Source organism: Microbacterium sp. NPDC087589 (assembly GCF_044743635.1).
In the GTDB taxonomy this organism is placed as follows: Bacteria; Actinomycetota; Actinomycetes; order Actinomycetales; family Microbacteriaceae; genus Microbacterium.
The window spans coordinates 323,525-345,941 of record NZ_JBIUWV010000003.1; the positions used below are offsets into that span (position 1 = coordinate 323,525).

The window sequence follows — 22,417 nt, forward strand, 5'->3', positions numbered from 1 at the left end:
GATCGTCGTGATGGACCTGAACGATTCGGAGCGTCGCAACAGGCTCGCAGCGCTGCAGCGACGATATACGGAATCCGTCGCCGATTATCGCAAGACCATGGCGGACATCGAGAGCCAGGTGATCAAGGGCCTCTCGCAGGTCAGCACCGCCAAGGTCGACGTCTCTTCGGTCGACGGCAAGCGGATCTCGGCTATCCGTATCGCGTCGGGACTCACCTCGCCGGGAGTCTTCGAGCTCGCGGCGTCCGTCACGCATGCGATCCAGATGGCGATCGAGCGGACGCCGAGATCGGCGGCGGTGCAGGGCACCCCTGACATGCTGGCGCGCTACCGCGAGGGGCAGAGTCCGCTGCAGATCGCGAAGGATCTGCACGTCGCTGATCTCTTCGGCGATCTGCACACCTACCCCGCTCCGGACGTCGCGGTGAGCATGCGCTTGGGCTGCCTCGACGCGGTCCATTTCACTGCGGAATGGTATTCGACAGCCACTCTGGATGAGATGGAAGCGGCGGTGATGTCGAGGGTGAATGCGGCTTTCGATCGGGAGGATGCTGATGGGTGATGGTTTCGCGGTCGACGTCAGCGCCCTGCGCGCAGACGTGGCCAGGTGGACGGACTGGTCGTCGCGGCTCACCGCCGAAGACGCCGACCTCGGCTCGACACTCGACCCATGGGCGTTCTCGGATCAGCCGGGTTTCGCTCAGGTGAGAGCTGACTACGTCGCGAAGCTGGGGCACCTCCGTCGCGAGGTGAGCGCTGGCGCGAGGGCGATGCAGGCGGTCGCAGACCGCCTGGAGGGCGTCGCATCTGCGTACGAAGAGGCTGAAGCGCAGACCGAAGCCGTCGTGGCGAAAGCGGGCTCCTGATGCATCCTGAAGCGCTCGGGCGCGAGATCATCCGAGTCCTCGACGACACGCTCGCCGGCATCGCAGACATCGAGAGGATTCTGCCCGGCGTGCTGCGCGATGCCGCCGACAAGCTCGAATTCATGGGTGTTCCCTACCCGGACTGGGCCAAGGAAGCCGCCTACGAAGCCGCCTTCACCACGGTCACGATCCAGCTGACGATCCTCCGCGAGTCCGTGAACTTCATGCGCGACGAGGTCGCGAAGTGGGGGATGCCGACTCAGCTGCGAGAGGAGGCGACGCGTCTCGAGAACGGAGTCCGTGCGGCGTTCTCGGGGCTCGAGACCGACGCCGACATCTCAGAGATGGACGGACTGAAAGACGCCGCCTGGGATTCTCCCATCGTCGACCGCTACTCGGAGGCGTTCTACGAACAGCGCGACCAGGTCTCCGATCTCCTCGCACCGATCGACGCGCTCATCCGAGTGCTGCGAGACAGCGCCTCGTCGCAGGACTCGTGGTACTCCGAGAACCTTCTCGCGACCATCGGCTACTGCGTCTCTGTCGCAGGCGTCGCCGTGACTCTCGGAACGGGCGTGACCGGCGTGGGAGCGGTCGTCGGGCTCGTGATCGGCATCATCGGGGTCATCGTGTCGGCGATCGGCGTGCTGCTGACGGCGCCGGCATCGCAGTCACGCGCAGACACGCTGACGGGTGTGCTGAGCGGGGCGCAGATCACCGAGTGGCCCAACTCGCGGTTCGCCTGGTGAGTGCCCGGTGATCCCTGTGTCGGGCCCTCCCGCTGGCTGGTACGCGATCTCGCTCAATCCGTCGCTCCTGCGTTGGTGGAACGGAGCCGGCTGGACGGACGACGTCGTGGTGCGGGCACCATCGGGCGTGGATTCGCCCCAGACCGCCGCGGCGTTCCTGCGCCGCGGCCGGCTGTTCGCCGGCACCTCGTGGATTCTCGCCGGACTGTGGGTGGCGCTGACCGTGCTCATGAGCGTGACCGGCGGGTACGGTGTGATCTGGTTACTCGCACCGTTGCCGTTCATCGTCGTCAGCGTCGTGTTCCAGAGCCGCTTGTCGAGATACCGTCGGCTCCTGGCGGCGGACGCTCCGCCACCGTACGGGCTGCACCCCATTCGCTGAGCTCAGGGACTGCAGAGGGGCGGATGCCGCAGCATCCGCCCCCCGCTGTTCATCGGTCGCTCAGGCGACGCCGAACAGTGCCTCGATGGGTCCGCGCGCGAAGAACACCACGAAGCCGGCCGCGACGATCCACAGCAGCGGACTGATCTTGCGGGCCTTGCCCGAGAGCGCCTGGATGAGCACCCAGCTGACGAAGCCGGCGCCGATTCCGTTGGCGATCGAGTAGGTCAGCGGCATCACGGTCACGGTCAGGAACACCGGCAGCAGCACGCTGAACTCGGTGAGGTCGATGTACTTGATCTGGGCCATCATCATCGCTCCGACGATCACCAGCGCTGCGGCGGCGATCTCGGTCGGCACGATCGACGTGAGCGGTGTGAGGAACATCGCGAGCAGGAACATGCCACCGGTGATCAGGTTCGCGAATCCGGTGCGCGCACCCTCTCCGATACCCGCTCCGGACTCGATGAACACGGTGCTCGACGACGACGACGTGCCACCACCGACGATCGCACCGACACCTTCGACGACCAGCGCCGACTTGATGCGGGGGAAGTCGCCGTTCTCGTTCGCGAGATCGGCTTCCTTGGCGAGACCGGTCATGGTGCCCATGGCGTCGAAGAAGTTCGAGAAGACCAGGGTGAAGACGATCATCACGATCGCGACGAGGCTGACCTTGCTGAAGTCGAAGCTGAAGTCGACGGCGCCGATCAGGCTCAGGTCGGGCAGGCCGAACGGCGATCCGGTGAGCGTGGGAACCGTGAGTCCCCAGCCCCCTGCGTTGTCGTCGGCTGCGGCGCCGAGGTGCCAGATCGCCTCGACGATCACGGCCAGGACCGTTCCGGAGACGAGGCCGATGAGCAGCCCGCCCTTGACCTTGCGGGCGACCAGAACGCCGGTGACGATGAGCGTGACGATGAAGAGAACGGTCGGGACGGTCGCGACCGACCCGCCGACACCGAGGCCCACGGGCGGGGATGCACTGCCGGTCGCGGTCACGAAGCCGGAGTTCACGAAGCCGATGAAGGCGATGAACAGGCCGATGCCGACCGTGATCGCGATCTTGAGCTGGAAAGGCACAGCGTCGAAGATCATCTTCCGAAGGCCGGTGGCCGCGAGGAGCACGATCACGAGACCGTTGATCATGACGAGCGCCATGGCCTCGGGCCAGGTGACCTGACCGACGACCGAGAACGCGACGAACGCGTTGATGCCGAGGCCGGCCGCGAAGCCGAAGGGCAGGCGGGTGATGACACCGAACAGGATCGTCATCACGCCGGCGGTCAGAGCGGTCGCGGCGCCGACGGCGCTGAATTCGAGGGTCGCGCCTGTGACATCGGCCGAGCCGGACAGGATGATCGGGTTGAGGATCACGATGTAGGCCATGGTGACGAACGTCACCAGACCCCCTCGGATCTCGGTGCCGATCGTGGATCCGCGCTTGCTGATCTCGAAGAAGCGGTCCAGGGCGTTCGTGGGTTCGGCCGTAGAGCGGGTGGGGGACGGGGCAGTTGTCATCGGGAAACCTCCGCAGGAGACGATATCGTGTCGCGCGAGTAGCGCGCGCCCCCAGGCGACGACAGGGTTCTCGTCGTAGTCTCGATTCGATATGCAACGCCTCCTCGTCGCGCTCCTCGCCGCCTTCGACGCCGCTATCGCTGCGGCGGTCGGTCTCGTGGTTCTGCTGGCGCCGCTCACCCTGCTCTGGACGCTCTCGTTCGGAGTCACGGCCGACTGGGGAGCCCTCTGGCCGCTCACCGGCTCACTGTGGCAGTTCGGCCACGGCGTGCCGCTGAGCATCGAAGTGTCGCCCGAGGTGCTGCGCGCCACAGGCATCGCGCCCGACGCCGCCGCCTTCACCCTCTCGGTGGCTCCGCTCGCGTTCCTCATCTTCACTCTGCTGTTCGCGGCTCGCTCCGGCGCCCGTGCCGCCCGCGCCGGCGCGTGGCTGCTCGGCACGCTCTCGGGGTCCCTCGCGTTCGCGGCGATAGCAACCGGAGTCGCGCTGACCTCGCACCTCGCCGCGGTCGAGACGTCCGTCGCGGAGGGCATCCTGCTGCCGACCGCCGTCTATCTCGTGGGCGCCGTGTGCGGGTCTTTGCGCATCGCCTGGGAAGACGGCGACGGCGGCATCCTCGACCGCGTCCACGATGTCGTCGACTCGTGGGGCGACTGGGGGCCGGTGCCGAGCGCCGCGGTCCGCGGTGCGGCCTTCGCGGTCGTGGGGGTCACCGCGGTCTCAGCGGTGGCCGTCGCCGTTCTCGTCGCGGCACGGGGCGGCGAGATGGTGGCGTTGTTCCAGGCCGCTCGAGTCGACGCGCTCGGCGCCGGGGTCATCACGCTCGGGCATCTCGTCTATCTGCCCACCATCATCGTCTGGGCCGCCTCTTGGCTCGCCGGCCCCGGGTTCGCGGTGGGAGTCGGCACTGCCGTGTCTCCCGCGGGCACCCATCTCGGAGTCGTGCCGGGGATCCCCGTGCTCGGCCTTCTTCCCGAGAGCACGTCGATCTGGATGCTCATCGTGATCATCCTCCCGATCGGAGCCGGAGCGTTCGCAGGATGGGCCGTCCGCTCACGCCTCGTCTGGGAGGGAACGCCTCTCGGAATGGCTCCTCGTGCGGTGATCGCCGCAGGCATCGGCGTACTGACCGCCGCGGTCGCCGCGGTCGCCGCCCTGCTCGCGGGCGGGTCGATGGGCCCCGGGCGGCTCGCCGAAGCCGGACCTGCGGCGCTGCCGTTCGCCCTCGCTCTGGGCGGAGAGGTCCTGCTCGGCGCGGCGATCCTGCTGCTGTCGCCCCGGAACCGGGACGAGCTGGCAGAAGAGCGCACCGACCGGTGGGTCGCCGAGATGACGGCATCCGACGCCGTCTCGGGCGAGTCCGGCGATGCGATGGTCGGCTGGCCCGACGCATCGTCCGACCACGACACCGCCCCGCTCGACGCCGCGGGGGGACTCCGGCTGCCGAAGCGCGACCCGGGGGATCCCGTCGGCTGACACGCGGGTCAGGCCCGGACGCCAGCCCCGATAGACTGGGCGCGTGCTCACGGTCGCCGTTCTCATCTCGGGCACCGGCTCGAATCTTCGCGCCCTCCTCGAGGCTGCTCGCCACCCCGATTTCCCTGCGCGGGTGGTGGTCGTCGGCGCCGACCGCGAAGCCGACGGCCTCGCCCACGCCGAGGAGTTCGGCATCCCGAGCTTCACGGTTCCATGGCACGAGCACGAGTCACGCGAGGCGTGGGGCGAAGAGCTCGGCCGTCAGCTCGCCGTCTGGAACGCGGACCTCGTCGTGCTCAGCGGTCTGATGCGTCTGCTACCCGCCGCTCTCGTCGCTGACCTCGCGCCCCGGCTGATCAACACGCATCCCGCCTACCTGCCGGAGTTCCCCGGCGCACACGGGGTGCGCGACGCGCTCGCCGCGGGCGTCTCGGAGACCGGCGCGAGCGTGATCGTCGTCGACGACGGCGTGGACACCGGGCCGATCCTCGCGCAGGAGAGGGTGCCGGTCGTCGCAGGCGACACCGAGCACAGCCTGCACGAGCGCATCAAGCCCGTCGAACGCCGACTGCTCATCGACGTGGTGCGTCGCATCGCGACCGGCGAGCTCTCGCTGACCCCCGCATCCTGAACCGATCCACGCACGCCCCCCTCGCACGAAGGAGCCCATCATGGCCGGACCCCGCCACGACCATTCGCTGTATCGAGACCGCGACACCGTCCCGGTGCGCCGGGCGCTCGTCTCGGTGAGCGACAAGACCGATCTGCTCGTGCTCGCCGAGGCGCTCGCCGGCTCAGGCGTTCAGATCGTCTCGACCGGCTCGACCGCGTCCACGATCCGCGAGGCAGGATTCGAGGTGACCGATGTCGCCGCCGTCACCGGGGTCGCCGAGATGCTCGACGGTCGCGTGAAGACCCTGCACCCGAAGATCCACGGTGGCCTGCTCGCAGACCTCCGCCTCGAGGACCACGAGCGTCAGCTCGCCGACCTCGACATCGCGCCGTTCGAGCTCGTCGTCGTGAACCTCTACCCCTTCGTCGAGACGGTCGCCTCTGGCGCCGAAGGCGACGACGTCGTCGAGCAGATCGATATCGGCGGGCCCGCCATGGTTCGCGCTGCGGCGAAGAACCACGCGAACGTCGCGATCGTCGTCTCGCCGCAGTCGTACCAGGGCATCATCAGCGCCATCGAGAACGGCGGCACCACGCTGACGCAGCGTCGCGAACTCGCGGCCCGCGCCTTCGCCCACACCGCCGCGTACGACACGGCGGTGGCCTCCTGGTTCGCCGAGGGCACGCTCGGTGAGGGCGAGGACCTGCCCACCCACCTCACGATCCAGGCCGAGCTGCTCAACACGCTGCGCTACGGCGAGAACTCGCACCAGCGCGGCGCGATCTACACGCGCGTCGGCGGCCACGGCATCGCTCAGGCGACGCAGCTGCAGGGCAAGGAGATGTCGTACAACAACTACGTCGATGCGGACGCAGCACTGCGCGCCGCCTACGACATGGTGAAGCCGGCGGTCGCGATCATCAAGCACGCGAACCCGTGCGGCATCGCGACCACCGCTCCCAACGCCCTCGACCCGATCGCGAGCGCCCACATCCGTGCGCACGAGTGCGACCCCGTGTCTGCGTACGGTGGCGTGATCGCCGCGAACGGCACCGTGACGCTCAAGATGGCCGAGAACCTCAAGGACATCTTCACCGAGGTCATCGTCGCGCCGTCGTTCGAGCCTGCAGCGCTCGAGGTGTTCAAGGCGAAGAAGAACCTGCGTCTGCTGCAGCTGCCGCAGGACTGGCAGCAGGAGCGCATGGACGTGCGCCTGGTCTCGGGAGGACTTCTGCTGCAGGATGCAGACCGCTTCCCCGACGACATCGTGTCGGTCGCGAAGAACTGGGAGCTCGTCTCGGGCGAGCGTCCCAGCGACGAGGAGATGGAGAACCTGATCTTCGCATGGAAGGCGTGCCGCGCCGTCAAGTCGAACGCGATCGTCCTCGCGAAGGACAACGCCACGGTGGGCGTCGGCATGGGCCAGGTCAACCGCGTCGACTCGTGCCGGCTCGCCGTCGAGCGCGCCGGTGACCGAGCAGCGGGGTCGGTCGCGGCATCCGACGCGTTCTTCCCCTTCGCCGACGGCGCGCAGGTGCTCATCGACGCGGGCGTGAAGGCGATCGTGCAGCCCGGTGGCTCGGTGCGCGACGAAGAGGTCGTCGACGCCGCGCGCAAGGCCGGCGTCACGATGTTCTTCACCGGAGAGCGTCACTTCTTCCACTGAGACGCGCGGCCTCAGCGCCGAAGCGCCTTCGAGACCCCTCGCACCGACGTCGGTGCGAGGGGTCTCGCGCTGCCTGCAGGGGCAGGATCGGGGCTCCACAGCGATGTCCGATTTCCGCCAGCCGGTGTCGGTGGTGCGTGACAGAGTGGAGCCATGACCTTCCCCGTGACCGACTTCGACGAGCGATATCGTGCGATCAGCGCACGTGACACTCGCTTCGACGGTCAGTTCGTGACCGCGGTGCGCTCCACCGGCATCTACTGTCGACCGAGCTGCCCCGCCCGCACGCCGAAGCCGCAGAACGTCACCTTCTATCCGACCAGCGCCGCAGCCCACGAGGCGGGGTATCGCGCCTGCAAGCGCTGCCTCCCTGAGGCTGCCCCCGGTTCACCCGCCTGGGATCTGCGCAGTGACGTGGCCGCTCGGGCGATGCGTCTGATCGCATCGGGCGTGGTCGAACGAGAAGGGGTGTCCGGCCTCGCCGTGCGCCTCGGCTATTCGACACGGCACCTCACTCGGCTGCTCTCTACCGAGCTCGGTGCGGGTCCGCTCGCCCTCGCACGGGCGCATCGGGCTCACACGGCGCGGATGCTGCTCGTCGGCACGGACATGCAGATCTCCGATGTCGCGTTCTCTGCGGGCTTCGCGAGCATCCGACAGTGCAACGACACGATCCGCGAGGTGTTCAACCTGACGCCGGGCGAGCTCAGGGCACGTCGGAAGATGCCGGCATCGGCGGCTCCCGGCGCGATCGATCTCGTGCTCCCGTATCGCGGACCTCTCGATGCGTCGGGCGTCCACCAGTGGATGTCGGCCCGTGCCGTGTCGGGGGTCGAAGCAGCCACGGCCACGTCGTTCGCGCGTCATCTGCGCATGGCGGGAGGACCCGCGTGGTTCGAGGTGAGTCAGGATGCGACGGAGCGACTGCACCTGCGCGCCCGCGTCGCGCAGCTCGGCGACCTCGCTCCGCTGGTGTCGACCGTGCGACGGATCTTCGATCTCGACGCCGACCCTCTCGCGGTCGATCAGGCGCTGAGTGCACACCCGGAGGTCGCTCCGCTCGTCGCGCGCACTCCCGGCATCCGCGTGCCCGGTTCGGCGGATCCGCATGAGATGCTGATCCGCGCGATGGTCGGTCAGCAGATCACGGTCGTCGCCGCTCGCACCGCCCTCACGGCCCTGACCGAGGCGCTGGGAGAGCGTACGGAGCAGGGGCTCCTGTTCCCCACGATGTCGGCGATCGCCGAGCGAGGGGCCGAGGTGCTGCGCGGGCCGGGGGCTCGCATCAGGGCGATCGTCGGTGCAGCTGCAGCTCTCGCCGACGGCTCGCTTCCGCTCACGGTCGGAGACGACGGCGTCGAGCAGCGAGCCGCGCTGCTCGCGATGCCGGGCATCGGTCCCTGGACGGCCGATTACGTGCGGATGCGCGTTCTGGGCGACCCCGATGTGCTGCTCCCGGGTGACGTCGCACTGCGCGCAGGGGCCGCCGCGTCCGGACTCCCGGGCGATCCGCTGCCGCTTGTCGCGTGGGCGGAGCGCACTGCTCCGTGGCGCAGCTATCTCAGTGCTCACCTCTGGCGTGCAGCACCGGCCCGGCCCGTGCGACGGACGCGCACGTCCCAGACCACCACCCTTGTGAAGGAGACCTCATGAACGCCATCATCCAGACGATCGAGACCCCGGACGGACCGTTCACCATCCTCGCCGACGAGCAGCAGCGAGTGCTTTCCTCGGGGTGGACGGCTGATCAGGCGACGATCGTGGGCCGCCTCTCGACCAGGAGCCGACCCACGGAGGTGCGCGAGCGCGACACCGATGCGGCAGCCGCGGCACTCTCGTTCTATGCAGGAGACCTCTCTGCGATCGATGCGGTCGCGGTGAAGCAGACCGGCACGGTGCTGCAGCTCGCCGGATGGTCGGCGCTGCGCGAGATCGAGCCGGGGGAGCCGCTGACCTACACCTCGTTCGCGGCGCAGCTCGGCAACCCCCGCGCGGTGCGTGCCGCGGCTTCGATCTGCGCCCGCAATGCTCCTGCCCTGTTCGTGCCGTGCCACCGCGTGCTGCGCTCCGACGGCACGCTCGGCGGGTTCGCGTGGGGGCTCGACGTCAAGGCGAGTCTGCTGAAGAGGGAAGCCGCGCGGGGGTGAGTCGAAGAGTCGTCTGCCCGCGCAGATGCACTGCGGCTCGGCGCTGAGAACTGCGCTCGACGTCGCCAGAGGAGGACGACGTCGAGGAATCGGGAATCTCTCTTGCGCTCAGCTTGTTCACAGGAATAGGCTGGTGGGCTGTCGCACCGACCGGGACGACATAGCCGAGCCCCTGAGGAGGACACCATGACATCGATCGCCGCTGTGCAGATCGCCGCTCTCGGCTCGACCCCGGTGCGCCCGCTCCGCTAGAGCCACTTTCCGACACGCACGACCTCACCGGATGCCGGACTCTGAGAGTCCGTTGCTGCGTCCGCCCCCTTGAGCAACCGCTTACCCACACGAAACTCGTCTGAGAGACATGTCCTCCTCGCCTTCATCGCAGAACGCCTCCTCCTCGTCCTCCCTCTCCACACCGGCCGCGCTGTGGCGCCTGAAGCCCTTCGTGAAGCCCGTGATCTGGCGGCTCGCCGGGGGCGCGGCCAGCGCGCTCGTGGCCGCGATCATCGCCCTGATGATCCCCATCGTGCTCGAGCAGATCATCCGCGGACCGGTGCAGACCGGTGCGATCGACGCCATCGCCTGGGGTGCGCTCGCCGTGTTCGGTCTCGCGATCGGAGAAGCGTTGATGGTCTGGCTGCGCCGCCAGTTCGTGCTCTACCCTGCGACGCAGGTCGAGTACACGATGCGCACCGAGCTCTACTCGCGCCTGCAGACGCTCCCGGTCTCGTTCCACGACCGCTGGCAGTCGGGGCAGCTGCTGAGCCGCATGATGCAGGACATCGGTCTGATCCGCAGGTGGCTGGCATTCGGCCTCGTGCTGCTCGTCGTCAACGTGCTGACCATCATCATCGGCTCGGTGCTGCTGTTCCGCTGGCACTGGCTGCTGGGCGTCATCTTCATCGTCACGGCGATCCCGCTGTGGATCCGTGGCTACCTCTTCGAGAAGCGCTACGGTGCGCTCACCCGCCGCAGCCAAGACCAGGCCGGCGACCTCGCGACGAGCGTCGAGGAGAGCGTGCACGGCATCCGCGTGCTCAAGGCCTTCGGTCGGGGCAAGCACGCCCTCGGCCGCTTCAGCCGTCAGGCCGAGACACTGCGCGAGACCGAGATGAGCAAGGCAGGCGCGATCGCGTCGATCTGGTTCTGGCTCGACCTCATGCCGCAGATCGCCTTCGGCCTCAGCCTGATGTCCGGCATCTGGCTGATCTCGCAGGGCGAGATCGATCAGGCGGAACTGTTCGCGTTTTTCGCCATGGCCGTGGTGCTCCGCTGGCCCATCGAGTCGATCGGATTCCTGTTCTCGTTCATGCTCGACGCGCGCACCGCGACCGATCGCGTGTTCGACATCTACTCCGAGACGAACTCCATCACCGACCCCGAGAACCCGGTGCACATCGCGGAACCCCGCGGCGAACTGGCCTTCGAGGCGGCGCACTTCCGGTACCAGGACGCAGGAACTCACGAGCGCGACCTGCTCGACGGCATCGACCTCGTGCTGCGACCGGGCGAGACCATGGCACTCGTCGGGCTGACCGGCAGTGGCAAGACCACGTTGACCACGCTGCCGACGCGTCTGTACGACGTCACCGGCGGTCGGGTCACGCTCGACGGCGTCGACGTGCGGGATCTGCCGCTCGCCGAGCTGCGCCAGCACATCGCGATGGCCTTCGAAGACGCCACGCTGTTCTCAGCGACCGTTCGTGAGAACGTGCTGCTGGGGCGCGCCGACCTCGACGTGCACAGCGAGGAGGGCGAGCGCGTGCTGCGCGAGGCGCTCGGCGTCGCCCAGGCTGCCTTCGTGGATTCGCTGCCCGAGGGTGTCGAGACCGTCATCGGCGAGGAAGGGCTGAGTCTCTCCGGCGGACAGCGACAGCGTCTGGCGCTCGCCAGGGCCGTCGCCGCCAACCCGAAGGTTCTCGTGCTCGACGACCCGCTGTCGGCGCTCGACGTCGACACCGAGGCACTCGTCGAGGAAGCGCTGCGACACGTGCTGGCCGACACCACGGCCATGATCGTGGCCCACCGGCCGTCGACCGTCGCCCTCGCCGACCGGGTGGCGCTGCTCGAAGCCGGCCGCGTCACTGCCGTCGGCACCCACAGCGAGCTTCTCAAGACGAGCAGGCACTACCGGCATGTCATCTCCAGCCTCGAGGCAGAGGAGGCGGCGCGCACGGGCGCGATCCCGATCATCCGCGATGAGCAGGCCGAGATCGAAGACACCGTCCGCGACGGGATCCGCGAGGCTGCCGCCGACGAAGACATCATCACCGAGAAGGAGGTGCAGCGATGAGCTCCGCGATCACCGGAACCCAAGACGAAGACCGCTCCAGCTACACCAAGGAGGAGAGCCGGGCCATCCGCCGTCGGTCGCTTCGACTTCTGGGCTCGCTCGTGCGCCCGCTGAAGGCGCAGATCGCGCTCGCTGCGACCGTGCTCGTGATCTCGACGGCGCTCCAGGTCGCCGGCCCGATCCTGATCAGCATCGGGCTCGACCGGGCCCTGCCCGCAGTGCTCGAGCGCGCGGATTGGATGCCGACCTTCATGATCGGCGGGATCTACCTCCTCGCTGGTGCTGTCGCAGCGGCGATGATCGCCTGGTACGTCATCATCGCGGCCAAGCTCACTCAGGCGGTGTTGCTGGACCTCCGCAAGCGGATCTTCCTCCACACGCAGCGCCTGAGCCTGGAGTTCCACGAGTCGTACACGTCCGGTCGCATCATCTCGCGCCAGACCAGCGATCTCGACTCGATCAAGGAGCTTCTCGACGGTGGGCTCAACGAGCTCGTCTCCGGCGTGCTGTTCGGCCTGTTCACGTTCATCGCGCTGTGCATCTGGGACTGGCAGTCCGGGCTCATTCTCGCGATCGGCGGCGTGCCGCTGTTCTTCCTGATGCGCTGGTTCTACTCGCGCTCGCAGCTCGTCTACCGAGAGTCGCGCGTGATCAGCGCCAAGGTGATCGTGCAGTTCGTCGAGACGATGACGGGTATCCGCGCGGTGAAGGCGTTCCGCAAGGAGCCCCGCAACGACATGACGTTCCAGAAGATCGCGGGGGAGTACCGCGACGTCAATCGCCGCTCGATGCTGCTGTTCGGCACGTTCGAGCCCGGTCTGATGGGCGTCGCAGCTCTGGTTCTCGGCATCGTCGTGCTCTGGGGCGGCATCCGTGTGTCCGAGGGGGCGCTCACCGTCGGCGTGCTGCTGTCGGCTGTGCTGTACGTGCGCAACTTCTTCGCTCCGATGCAGGAGATCGCGATGTTCCTCAACTCCTACCAGTCCGCCACAGCGGCGCTGGAGAAGGTGTCCGGCGTGCTCGAGGAGGTTCCGACGGTTCCGGATCCCGAGAAGCCGGTGGACCTCTGGGAGTCGCGTGGACACATCGAGTTCGACGAGGTGACGTTCGGCTACAACGGCGAGAAGACGATCCTGCCGAACTTCTCACTCGACATCCCTGCAGGGCAGACGATCGCTCTGGTGGGCACGACCGGAGCAGGGAAGTCCACGCTGGCGAAGCTGATCTCCCGGTTCTACGACCCGTCGATCGGAGAGGTGACGCTCGACGGCGTCGACCTGCGCAACCTGCACCCGAAGGATCTCCGTCGCGCCATCGTCATGGTGACGCAGGAGGCGTACCTCTTCAGCGGCACGGTCGCCGACAACATCGCGCTCGGAAAGCCCGACGCCTCGCTCGACGAGATCCGCGCGGCTGCCCGCGCGGTCGGGGCGGATGAGTTCATCTCGTCGCTGCCCGACGGCTACCGCACCGACGTCAACAAGCGCGGTGGTCGGGTGTCGGCAGGTCAGCGTCAGCTGATCTCGTTCGCCCGCGCCTTCCTCGCCGACCCTGCGGTGCTGATCCTCGACGAGGCGACAGCGTCGCTCGACATCCCCTCGGAGCGTCTGATTCAGGATGCGCTGCAGACGCTGCTCAAGGACCGCACCGCGATCATCATCGCGCACCGTCTCTCGACGGTCGCGATCGCCGACCGGGTGCTGGTGATGGAGCACGGGAAGATCATCGAGGACGACACTCCTGAAGCGCTCATCAGCGGCACGGGCAAGTTCGCGCAGCTGCACGCCGCCTGGCAGCAGACCCTGGTGTGAACCAGCGCGACGCCTGAACACCGAGGCCACGACCGATCATCGGTCGTGGCCTCGGTGTTCGGCGCGGAGACGGCGGAGCGGTGAGGCGTCGGCCTGGGTAGCATCGAGGTATGGATCCGTTGCTCCTCGCCGTCGAGTTGTGGTGGATCGCGCCCGTCGCGGCGGGAGGGGTCGCCGCCGGCGCTATCGGGTTGCGTCGTCGCAGCACCAAGAGCGGTCGACGGCTCGAGTACGACGCGGCTCGGCACGATCTCAAGGCCGCCCAGCAGACGGCGGTCGAACGGCGGATGGCCGTCAAGCTCGCCCGGGCCGATGTCGTCCGCATCTCCGCGGAACGCAGCGCTCGACGCGCGACCCAGGAACAGGTCGCGGGCGCCAAGCGGATGCTGCGCGCCAAGGAGAGTGACGCCAAGGCTGCCGCCGCAGATGTGCGCGCGAAGCAGGTGCGCCTCAGCGCCGCGCGAGCGGCCATCCCCGCAGCATCCGCACCTCGTCCCCTGGAGCGCCTTCAGGCGCAGCATGAGGCGATCGTGGTGCGTTGGATGAACTACGAGACCGATGCCGGCCTGCAGATCGCGTATCCGGCGATGACCGACGTTAGACAGCCCGCCACGGCGGCGTATCTGCGGGCCGCAGCGCACGCGGTCGAGATGCGTCGCGCCGCCACCGGCAAGGTCAGCGCCGAGGACTTCGCCGCATACCGAGACTCCGTCGCCGACCTCGAGCGCGCCTTCGAGGCTGCCGAGCACGCCGCGAGAGTGCAGGCGGGCGAGACGCCCTCAGCGTCGTCGAGCTGGCAGGATGCCGCGCACGACGTGTTCAGCCGTTCTGCGGAGGCGATCGACCGTGCCGCGGGCGCCGCCGCGTCGGCGATCGCAGCGTGGAACGAACGCAAGCGGCCAGACAAGCGCTGAGTGCCGCCTCCGCACTGCGGAGACGGCACTCGACGGCCGCGCTCCGACGCGGTCAGGACTGCACAGTCCGCGACGCGATCAGCTGCGCGTACCAGTGCCCCGAATCCTTGACGGTGCGTTCGAGCGAGTCGAAGTCCACGCGCACGATGCCGAATCTCTTGGCGTAGCCGTAACCCCACTCGAAGTTGTCGAGCAGCGACCACACGAAGTAGCCGCGCAGATCGACACCCCGCTGGATCGCACGATGGGCGGCGGTGAAGTGTCGTCGGAGATAGTCGGTGCGCTCAGGATCCGGCACCGAGCCGTCGTCAGCGACCTCGTCATCGAACGCGGCGCCGTTCTCGGTGACCATCAGCGGCTGGGCGGGGAACTGCTCAGACAGCGAGACGAGCAGCTCTTCGAGCCCCTCCGGCGCGATGTTCCACCCCATCGCGGTGTAGGGCCCCGGCTGCTCGACGAACTCGACCGCCTGATCGCTGCCCGGCCACGCAGTGCCTCCGGACGTGCCCTTGTGCCCGTCGTTCTGCTGCTTCTCCGAGACTCCGTCCCAGAGCCGCACCGTCGCGGTGGAGTAGTAGTTCACTCCGAGCACGTCGATCGGCTGGTTGACGGTAGCGAGATCGCCGTCGTGCACGAACGACCAGTCCGTGACCGACGCCGTGTCCTCGAGGAGGTCCGAGGGGTACTCACCGCGAAGCATCGGATGAGTGAACGCGCGATTCGCGAGAGCGTCGATCCGACGCATGGCCTCGTCAGCTCCATCGCCGACGCCGCGCAGCACGTGGAAGTTCAGCGTCACGGAGTAGTCGGGGTCGCCGGTGGACGTGGCTCGGAGCGCCTGGATCGCGCGCCCGTGCGCGAGGTTCAGGTGGTGCACGGCGGCCAGAGCAGATGCCGGCTCGTGGCGGCCCGGCGCGTGACCGCCCTGCCCGTATCCCAGATAGGCAGAGCACCAGGGCTCGTTGAGCGTCGTCCAGGTGTGCACCCGGTCGCCGAGCGCGGTGCCCATGATCTCGGCGTATTGCTCGAAGGCATCCGTCGTGGCGCGGGCGGTCCAGCCTCCCGCGTCTTCGAGGTACTGGGGCAGATCCCAGTGGTAGAGGGTCGCCACCGGACGGATGCCGCGCTCGAGAAGCCCGTCGACCAGTCGGGAGTAGAAGTCGATCCCCGCCTGGTTGACGCGGCCGTCTGCCGCGGGCACGATCCGCGGCCAGGCGATCGAGAAGCGGTACGCCTGCAGCCCGAGGTCCGACATCAGGTCGAGGTCCTCGTCGACGCGGTGGTAGTGGTCGCAGGCCACGTCGCCGGTGTCGCCGTTCCACACCTTCCCCGGCGTCTTGCTGAACGTGTCCCAGATCGACGGCGTGCGCCCGTCTTCGTCGGCCGCTCCCTCGATCTGGTACGAGGCGGTCGCCGATCCGAAAGTGAAGCCCTCGGGCAGGACGAGTCCGGATCCGCGGTAGTCGTCAGTGGGGGAGAGAGTCATCGCGCGATCCAGGCCTTTCCGTTGGAGGCCGCTGTAGCGGTCCCCGTTGCTATGGCGATGCTGAACGCATCGCTCGACGTCGTGGATGCCGAGTAGCCGGTTTCGTCCTTCACGACCGAGTATTCCGCACTGTCGCCGGCCGGGTTGTCGACGACAATGGCCGCGTCGTCCGGATCCCCGAAGATCCTCAGCTCGAGACCCTGCAGCCAATCGGCGTCGGGGCGGTCCGCGTGCGCAGACCACGGCAGCACGGCACCGTCTCGAACGTACAGGGGAAGACTCGTGAAGTCATGCCGCTCGCGTCGCCATCCGCCGCCTGTCATTCGCTCCCCGGTGAGCAGGTGCGTCCAGCCTCCCGCGGGGAGGTAGAACTCGACGTCCCCGTCGGCGGTGAACACCGGGGCGACCAGCAGATCCGGGCCGAGCATGTACTGCCTATCGAGATAGGCCGCAGCCGGGTCGTCGGGGAACGCCAGTGGCATCGGCCGCATCACCGGTACGCCGGAGCGTGCCGACTCCTTGCCTGCTGTATAGAGATAGGGCATCAGTCGCATCTTCAGCTGGGAGAAGACCCGGGTGACCTCGACCGCTTCTTCGTCGAAGGCCCACGGCACGCGGTAGGAACGCGACCCATGGAATCTACTGTGGCTGGAGAGGAATCCGAAGGCAGTCCATCGTTTGAAGACGGCGGGGTCGGGCGTGCCCTCGAACCCTCCGATATCGTGGCTCCAGAATCCGAAGGCGCCGAAGGCCAGAGAGAGACCTCCGCGCAAGGTCTCCGCCATCGACACGAAGGTCGAGGCACTGTCTCCGCCCCAGTGGACGGGAAACCGGTGCCCGCCCACGGTCGCGGAACGTGCGAAGACGACGGCATCGCCCTCGCCGCGCTCCTGCAGCACCTCGAACACCGCCTCGTTGTAGAGCTGCGCGAAGCGGTTGTGCATGCCCTCAGGAGCACTGCCGTCATGCCACACGACGTCGAGCGGAACGCGCTCGCCGAAGTCGGTCTTGAAGGTGTCGACGCCCTGCGCCGTCAGTCGCCGCAGCTTCTCCTGGTACCACCGGCGCGCGTCGGGGTTGGTGAAATCGACGATCGCCATGCCCGCCTGCCACCGGTCCCATTGCCACACCGTGCCGTCCGGCCGACGAAGAAGGTGGCCGGCGCTCCTGGCCTCCTCGAACAGCGGCGAGCGCTGACCGATGTACGGGTTGACCCACACTGACACCTTCAGCCCTCGGGAGTGAAGACGGTGAAGCATCCCTTCGGGGTCGGGGAAGACGCGGGGATCCCACTCGAAGTCGCACCAGTTGAACTCGCGCATCCAGAAGCAGTCGAAATGGAAGACGGACAACGGCAGGTCTCTTTCGGCGAAACCATCGATGAAGCCGGTGACGGTCTTCTCGTCGTAGTCGGTCGTGAAGCTGGTGGACAGCCAGGTGCCGAACGACCATGCGGGCGGAAGCGCCGGGCGACCGGTCAGTGCTGTGTAGCGCTCCAACACCTCCCGCTGGCCGGTTCCGGCGATGACGTAGTACTGCAGCCGCTCGCCGGCGACCGCGAACTGCACGCGCTCCACGTTCTCCGAGCCGACTTCGAAGGAGACATGGCCGGGGTGATCGACGAGGACGCCGTATCCGCGGTTGGTGACGTAGAACGGAACGTTCTTGTAGGCCTGCTCGCTCGACGTTCCACCGTCGGCGTTCCAGGTCTCGATGGACTGGCCGTTCTTGACCAGCGGGCCGAAGCGCTCGCCGAGGCCGTAAACGAGTTCACCCACCCCGAGCGAGAGCTGCTGGTGCATATAACGCTGTGCTCCGCCACCGCGGTGGCGGCGAAGCTGATCTTCGAGCTGCCCGTCGAGTGCGACCGAGGGATCGACGTCGATCATCGCGATAGAGCTCTCCTCCGAGCTGGTGAGCACATGCCCGCCACTCTCGAACGAGAGCGACCAACCGGCGCCCTGCCGCACCCGGGCGGTGAGGTCTCCACTGGTGATCGCGCCTTCGGTGGCGTCGATGACGATGGTAGGCGAGGCCGAGTCGTCTCCGATGCCGGGGAGATCGAAGCCTTCATGAGGCAGGCCTCCGGTGTGGTGTTCGATCAGAACGCCGATGATGCCCTCGAGCGGTGCGGTCAGAGTGACCGTCAGAACGGGCCGGTTGAGGGTGTCGCCCCGAGTCTCGATGACCTTCGTCGGCGCGGAGACGACGAGTGCGCCGTCGTGCGCGTCGATGTCGTGCGCTTCGCGCGCGTACAGGGCCGACACGCCTTCACGCAGCTGCCAGAACCCGTCGGTGAATCTCACGGGCTTACCTCCTCGGTGGGGAAAGAGAGAGCATCGAGCACAGTGTCGTGCGTCGTGTCGATGCGGACGGTGAGACGGCGATCGCCCCAGTGCACGGTGTGCGATCCGGCGGCTCGCTCATGGCGTGCACGCAGTCGGGCGCTGACGAGTCGGCCGTTCAGCCACTCGATGTCGACGGCGATGCCGGGACGGGCGATGAGGCCCGTCACGCTTCCGTCGGCGAGCTCTGCGGGAAGGGCGGGCAGTAGCCGGATCCCGTCGTGGGACTGCAGGAGCGCCTCGCTGACAGCGCCGACGAAGCCGAGGTTGGCGTCGATCTGGAAAGGCGGATGCGCCGCGAAGAGGTTCGGGTAGAGACCACCGGCCCACGGGCCGGTGACCTGCTCAGCATCACGCAGAGCCAGCTCCATCAGTGCGCCGACACGTTCTGGGCGACCCAAGCGCGCCCACAGTGCGAGCTTCCACACGAGCGACCAGCCGCTGGAGTCGTCCCCGCGACGTTCGAGGGTCGCCGCAGCTGCGGCCCGGCGTCGCGCATCCCATCGCTCCTCGCCCGGGAACAGTCCGAACAGCGCGCTGACGTGACGATGGTGCGGGTCCTCTTCAGGGCGAGCTGCATCCCATTCGACGATGGTGCCGTCGTCCGTGACGGACGGCTGATCGGGGAGGTCGACCAGACGTGCGGCGGAGGCACGCGCGATATCGTCGTCCTGTCGTCCGAGCACGTGGGCCGCACGGACCGTCCGTGTGAGGACGGATCGGACGAGCGCCAGATCCATAGTCGACGTCTTCGCGAGCGACGCGGAGCGACCGTCGTTAGTCAGGAACGCATTCTCAGGTGAGGTCGCCGGCGACGTGCCGTCGTCGTGATGCCAGACGAGAGCGAACTCGGCGGCTCCGCGCAGGGTGGGCCACACGCGGTCCAGATCGTCGGCGGACGCAGCGCCGAACTCCCATGACTCGGTGAGCAGAGTCGCGAGCCATGCGCCGCCGAGCGGCCAGAAGGACCACCGCGGATCCCCCGCACCCCGTCCTGGCGCCGTGGAGTAGAGCCAGAGATCGGTGTTGTGGTGAACGGTCCAGCCCGGTGCGTCGTACAGTCGCCGAGTATGGGGAGCCGCTGCCTTTGCGAGGTCGATGGTGAGATCCGTGAGCGGCGTCATACGTGAAGACAGATCGGTCACCTGCGCGCCCCAGTAGTTCATCTGGGTGTTGATGTTGAGGGTGTAGGCGCTGCCCCAGGGGGGCCGCATCTCTGCATTCCACAGGCCCTGCAGGTTCGAGGGCAGTCCGCCTGGCCGAGAGGAGCAGACGAGCAGGTATCGCCCGTAGTCGAAGAGCAGCGACACGAGGCCGGGGTCGCTGGCGAGGACACCGCGATCATCTGCGCGTGCCCGAGCGAGACGGGCTGATGTGTCGACCGTCGCCTCATCGACGGGATCGGGCGCCCCGAGACGCAGCGCCACCGACGAGAGCAGCTCCTGCATCCTCGTCGACGCGGCCTGGCGCACGGCGTCGACGTCGTGCGCGGCGACGGCGTCGAGTCGCCGGGTGGCGTCGGTCAGCGCATCAGCCGCGGTGCCGACGATGGTCGCGTGCCCGCCGAACGTGGTGGCGGTCGCGACGAGCACGACCGTGCGTTCTGCGCCGCGCAGCACCCGCGCCACGAGCGCCGCCTCGAGAGCGGGGCCGTTCCACTGTGCGGCAGGGAGGTCGGGCTCGTGCCCCGGTGCGACGTCGCTCGGCAGGCTCAGGAGCAGGACATCGTCACCGCCTCTTCGCTCAGTTCTGGCCGGCGACCCGTCGAGACCACGCAGACGGGAGCTGAGTGTCGTGTGAACCGGCTGCGTGGAAGAGATCACGTGGACCAGGACACTGTTCTCGGAGTCGACGAACGTCGTCGTCTCGAGCTCGTCGTCGCGAGACCGGTGGATGCCCGATCGAAGGTCGAGGGAGCGTCGTATCAATCCGTCGCGACGGGCTGCACCCTCGACGGTGATGAGCACGTCGCCCAGCGGCAGATACGACTGAGCGTAGGAGGTCTGCAGGGCTCGCAACGGGTCCTCTGCGGCGACGGGGTCGCCGCCCTCGATCGCCGCTCTCGCCTGCGCGAGCAGTCGTGAGCATTCGTCGGCCCGGAGCAGTCCCGAGACGGCCTCGCTCTCCGGCGAACCGGACCAGGCTGAGTGGTCGTTCACGTGCATCAGGGTCTGCGCCACGCCGCCGTTCGTCATGACCCCGATGCGCCCGTCACCGAGCGGAAGGCATTCCAGCCACCGGTCGGCCGGTCCCGAGAGGGTGATGCTGCTCATGGATCAGCCGCGCACGCTTCCTGCAGTGAGCCCCGCTCGCCAGAACCGCTGGAGCGACAGGAAGACGATCGCGATCGGGATGATCGATACGAGTGAGCCGACGACCGTGAGGATCTGGAGTCCGGGGATCGTGATCGATGCCTGGCTCCATCCGGTGAGTCCGACGGTGAGCGGCATGAGAGACGAATCGGTGAGCACCAGCAGTGGCAGGATGTAGCTGTTCCAGCTGCCGAGGAATGCGAACAGGAGAACCGTCACCATTCCGGTCGACATCAGGCGCAGACCGATTGTGCCGAAGATGCGGAACTCGCCTGCGCCGTCGAGCCGAGCGGCCTCGATGAGCTCATGAGGGACGGAGGACTGCGCGTAGATGAAGCACAGCAGCACACCGAACGGATAGACCAGCGCGGGTAGCAACAGGCCGAGATAGGTGTTGTTCAATCCCATGCCGACGAGCAGCACATACGTAGGCTGCGCGATGACGGTGCCGGGGACGAGCAGGCTGCCGAGGATCACTGCGACCAGGGTGCTTCGGCCACGGAAGCGATACACGGCGAGGGCGTAGCCGGTCACTGCGCACACGAGCGTGGTGAAGGCCGATCCGATCACCGAGTAGATGATCGAGTTCAGGCTCCACCGCCAGAAGATGCCGCCGTCGTATGAGCTGAGCGCGGCGAGGTTCTCCCAGAGGTGCCAGTCGGCGAAGGCGAAGCCCGGGGTGGAGAAGAGATCGCCGGTCGACTTCGTCGAGGCGATGACGAGCCAGAGCACGGGGATGAGGAAGTACGCGGCGACGATCACCATCACCGCGGTAACGAGGACCATCCACCCGCGGTGCACCCGGTCGCCGTTCACGAATGTCGAGCGTCGGCGTCGAGGCGAGTCGATGGTGACCGCCGTGCGGGTGTTCAGGGCGGCAGTGGACGTGAGAGTGTCAGATGCCATCGGAGGCCGCCTTCGTCGTTCGCCTGTTCGCGGCGAGCAGGATGAGGGACACGATCAGGGTCGCGAGGCCGAGGATCACAGCCATCGCGGACGAGAGGTTCGGGTCCTTGCCGAGAGTGGATGCGGCGTAGATCGCCATGTTCGGGGTGAAGTCGCTCGGGATGTTCGAGGTGATCGACTGGAGGACCTGTGGTTCGTTGAACAGCTGAAGAGTTCCGATGACGGACGACAGGGTGGTCAGCAGCACCGCGGGAGCGATCATCGGCAGTTTGATCTGCAGTGCCGTGCGGATCTCGCCGGCGCCGTCGATGCGCGCCGCCTCGTACATCTCTCGTGGCACCGATTGCAGTGCCGCGAACAGGATGATCATGTTGATCCCGATCAGCGACCACAGGTTGATGTTCCCGATGGACCACCACACCGTTCCCGGACCGAGCAGGTTCGCGTCGATTCCCAGAGATGAGAGGAACTGCAGGATCGGGCTGACCGAGGGTTGGTAGAGGAACCCCCAGAGCAGGGCGGCGATCACACTGGGGACTGCATAGGGCAGGAAGACGGCGAACTGGAAGAACCGCTTGGCCTTCACCAGTGCCGTGTCGAACAGCAGGGCGAGTGCGGCGGCGATGACCATCATGACCGGCACCTGGACAGCACCGTACAGCAGCACCTTCGGGAATCCGAGCAGGAAGTCGCGGTCGGCGAATGCGCGGAAGAAGTTGTCGAGGCCGGCGAACTCGATGCTGGACCCGCCGAACCCGAGACCGCTCGACTGTCGCGAGAAGAGGCTGTTGACCACGCCGACCACGATCGGCGCGACGAGGAACACGAGGAACAGGATCACGAAGGGGGCGACGAACGCGTACGGGATCCAGGGCCTCCCGGCGCCGGAAAACCGACGCCGGGAGGGCGAGGTGGATGTGGCGGTCACGACG

At 67.6% G+C, this 22,417-nt stretch carries 18 protein-coding genes; 12 read left to right on the plus strand and 6 right to left on the minus strand.

Features of this window, described 5'->3' with window-relative positions; all coding sequences use genetic code 11:
* The first annotated feature begins 10 nt into the window (after window positions 1-10).
* The 4 genes from ACIOU8_RS09730 to ACIOU8_RS09745 are packed head-to-tail and all read left to right on the plus strand — an operon-like array spanning window position 11 to window position 1,997.
* Window positions 11-562 carry a hypothetical protein gene (locus ACIOU8_RS09730; RefSeq protein ID WP_400788569.1) on the plus strand — a complete coding sequence of 184 codons (552 nt, stop codon included), beginning with the start codon at window positions 11-13 and terminating at the stop codon, window positions 560-562.
* Window positions 555-866, plus strand: coding sequence for a hypothetical protein (locus ACIOU8_RS09735; protein WP_400788572.1), 312 nt, complete (start codon window positions 555-557; stop codon window positions 864-866). The genes ACIOU8_RS09730 and ACIOU8_RS09735 overlap by 8 nt, the downstream gene beginning before the upstream one ends.
* Window positions 866-1,615, plus strand: coding sequence for a hypothetical protein (locus ACIOU8_RS09740; protein ID WP_400788574.1), 750 nt, complete (start codon window positions 866-868; stop codon window positions 1,613-1,615). Before ACIOU8_RS09735 ends, ACIOU8_RS09740 begins: the two co-directional genes overlap by 1 nt.
* 7 nt (window positions 1,616-1,622) lie before the next feature.
* On the plus strand, window positions 1,623-1,997 hold the full coding sequence (locus tag ACIOU8_RS09745) for a DUF2510 domain-containing protein (RefSeq protein ID WP_400788576.1): 375 nt from the start codon (window positions 1,623-1,625) through the stop codon (window positions 1,995-1,997).
* A gap of 60 nt (window positions 1,998-2,057) precedes the next feature.
* On the opposite strand, the gene ACIOU8_RS09750 is transcribed toward ACIOU8_RS09745, so the two are convergent.
* Entirely contained in the window at window positions 2,058-3,515 is a 1,458-nt protein-coding gene (locus ACIOU8_RS09750; protein WP_400788578.1) for an NCS2 family permease, read from the minus strand.
* 91 nt (window positions 3,516-3,606) lie between these two features.
* Here ACIOU8_RS09750 and ACIOU8_RS09755 point away from each other — a divergent pair, with 91 nt between their 5' ends.
* From ACIOU8_RS09755 to ACIOU8_RS09790, 8 genes are all read left to right on the plus strand, one after another.
* Window positions 3,607-4,992, plus strand: a complete 1,386-nt coding sequence (locus ACIOU8_RS09755) for a DUF6350 family protein (RefSeq protein WP_400788580.1) — start codon at window positions 3,607-3,609, stop codon at window positions 4,990-4,992.
* Between the two features lie 43 nt (window positions 4,993-5,035).
* On the plus strand, window positions 5,036-5,623 hold the full coding sequence (gene purN, locus ACIOU8_RS09760; RefSeq protein WP_400788583.1) for a phosphoribosylglycinamide formyltransferase: 588 nt from the start codon (window positions 5,036-5,038) through the stop codon (window positions 5,621-5,623).
* A gap of 40 nt (window positions 5,624-5,663) precedes the next feature.
* On the plus strand, window positions 5,664-7,271 hold the full coding sequence (purH, locus tag ACIOU8_RS09765; RefSeq protein ID WP_400788585.1) for a bifunctional phosphoribosylaminoimidazolecarboxamide formyltransferase/IMP cyclohydrolase: 1,608 nt from the start codon (window positions 5,664-5,666) through the stop codon (window positions 7,269-7,271).
* Window positions 7,272-7,424: 153 nt separating this feature from the next.
* On the plus strand, window positions 7,425-8,924 hold the full coding sequence (locus ACIOU8_RS09770; protein WP_400788587.1) for a DNA-3-methyladenine glycosylase 2 family protein: 1,500 nt from the start codon (window positions 7,425-7,427) through the stop codon (window positions 8,922-8,924).
* Window positions 8,921-9,418, plus strand: coding sequence for a methylated-DNA--[protein]-cysteine S-methyltransferase (locus ACIOU8_RS09775; RefSeq protein WP_400788590.1), 498 nt, complete (start codon window positions 8,921-8,923; stop codon window positions 9,416-9,418). The genes ACIOU8_RS09770 and ACIOU8_RS09775 overlap by 4 nt, the downstream gene beginning before the upstream one ends.
* Window positions 9,419-9,779: 361 nt before the next feature.
* Entirely contained in the window at window positions 9,780-11,711 is a 1,932-nt protein-coding gene (locus tag ACIOU8_RS09780; protein WP_400788592.1) for an ABC transporter ATP-binding protein, read from the plus strand.
* Window positions 11,708-13,522 carry an ABC transporter ATP-binding protein gene (locus ACIOU8_RS09785; protein WP_400788594.1) on the plus strand — a complete coding sequence of 605 codons (1,815 nt, stop codon included), beginning with the start codon at window positions 11,708-11,710 and terminating at the stop codon, window positions 13,520-13,522. Before ACIOU8_RS09780 ends, ACIOU8_RS09785 begins: the two co-directional genes overlap by 4 nt.
* A gap of 110 nt (window positions 13,523-13,632) precedes the next feature.
* A complete protein-coding gene (locus tag ACIOU8_RS09790; protein WP_400788597.1) occupies window positions 13,633-14,436 on the plus strand; it encodes a hypothetical protein in 804 nt (267 codons plus the stop codon).
* A 52-nt stretch (window positions 14,437-14,488) separates the two neighbouring features.
* Here ACIOU8_RS09790 and ACIOU8_RS09795 read toward each other — a convergent pair whose 3' ends face one another.
* The 5 genes from ACIOU8_RS09795 to ACIOU8_RS09815 are packed head-to-tail and all read right to left on the minus strand — an operon-like array spanning window position 14,489 to window position 22,413.
* The gene (locus ACIOU8_RS09795) at window positions 14,489-15,922 is read right to left on the minus strand and encodes a GH1 family beta-glucosidase (protein ID WP_400788599.1); all 1,434 of its coding nucleotides are present in this window, start codon (window positions 15,920-15,922) and stop codon (window positions 14,489-14,491) included.
* Window positions 15,919-18,228, minus strand: coding sequence for an alpha-xylosidase (gene yicI / locus ACIOU8_RS09800; RefSeq protein WP_400788602.1), 2,310 nt, complete (start codon window positions 18,226-18,228; stop codon window positions 15,919-15,921). The genes ACIOU8_RS09795 and yicI overlap by 4 nt, the downstream gene beginning before the upstream one ends.
* Complete coding sequence (locus ACIOU8_RS09805) at window positions 18,225-20,540, minus strand: glycosyl hydrolase family 95 catalytic domain-containing protein (protein ID WP_400788605.1); 2,316 nt, start codon at window positions 20,538-20,540, stop codon at window positions 18,225-18,227. The genes yicI and ACIOU8_RS09805 overlap by 4 nt, the downstream gene beginning before the upstream one ends.
* 3 nt (window positions 20,541-20,543) lie before the next feature.
* Window positions 20,544-21,485 (minus strand): carbohydrate ABC transporter permease, encoded by a 942-nt coding sequence (locus tag ACIOU8_RS09810; RefSeq protein ID WP_400788607.1) that lies wholly within the window; start codon window positions 21,483-21,485, stop codon window positions 20,544-20,546.
* Complete coding sequence (locus tag ACIOU8_RS09815; protein WP_400788609.1) at window positions 21,475-22,413, minus strand: carbohydrate ABC transporter permease; 939 nt, start codon at window positions 22,411-22,413, stop codon at window positions 21,475-21,477. Before ACIOU8_RS09815 ends, ACIOU8_RS09810 begins: the two co-directional genes overlap by 11 nt.
* Window positions 22,414-22,417: the final 4 nt, after the last annotated feature.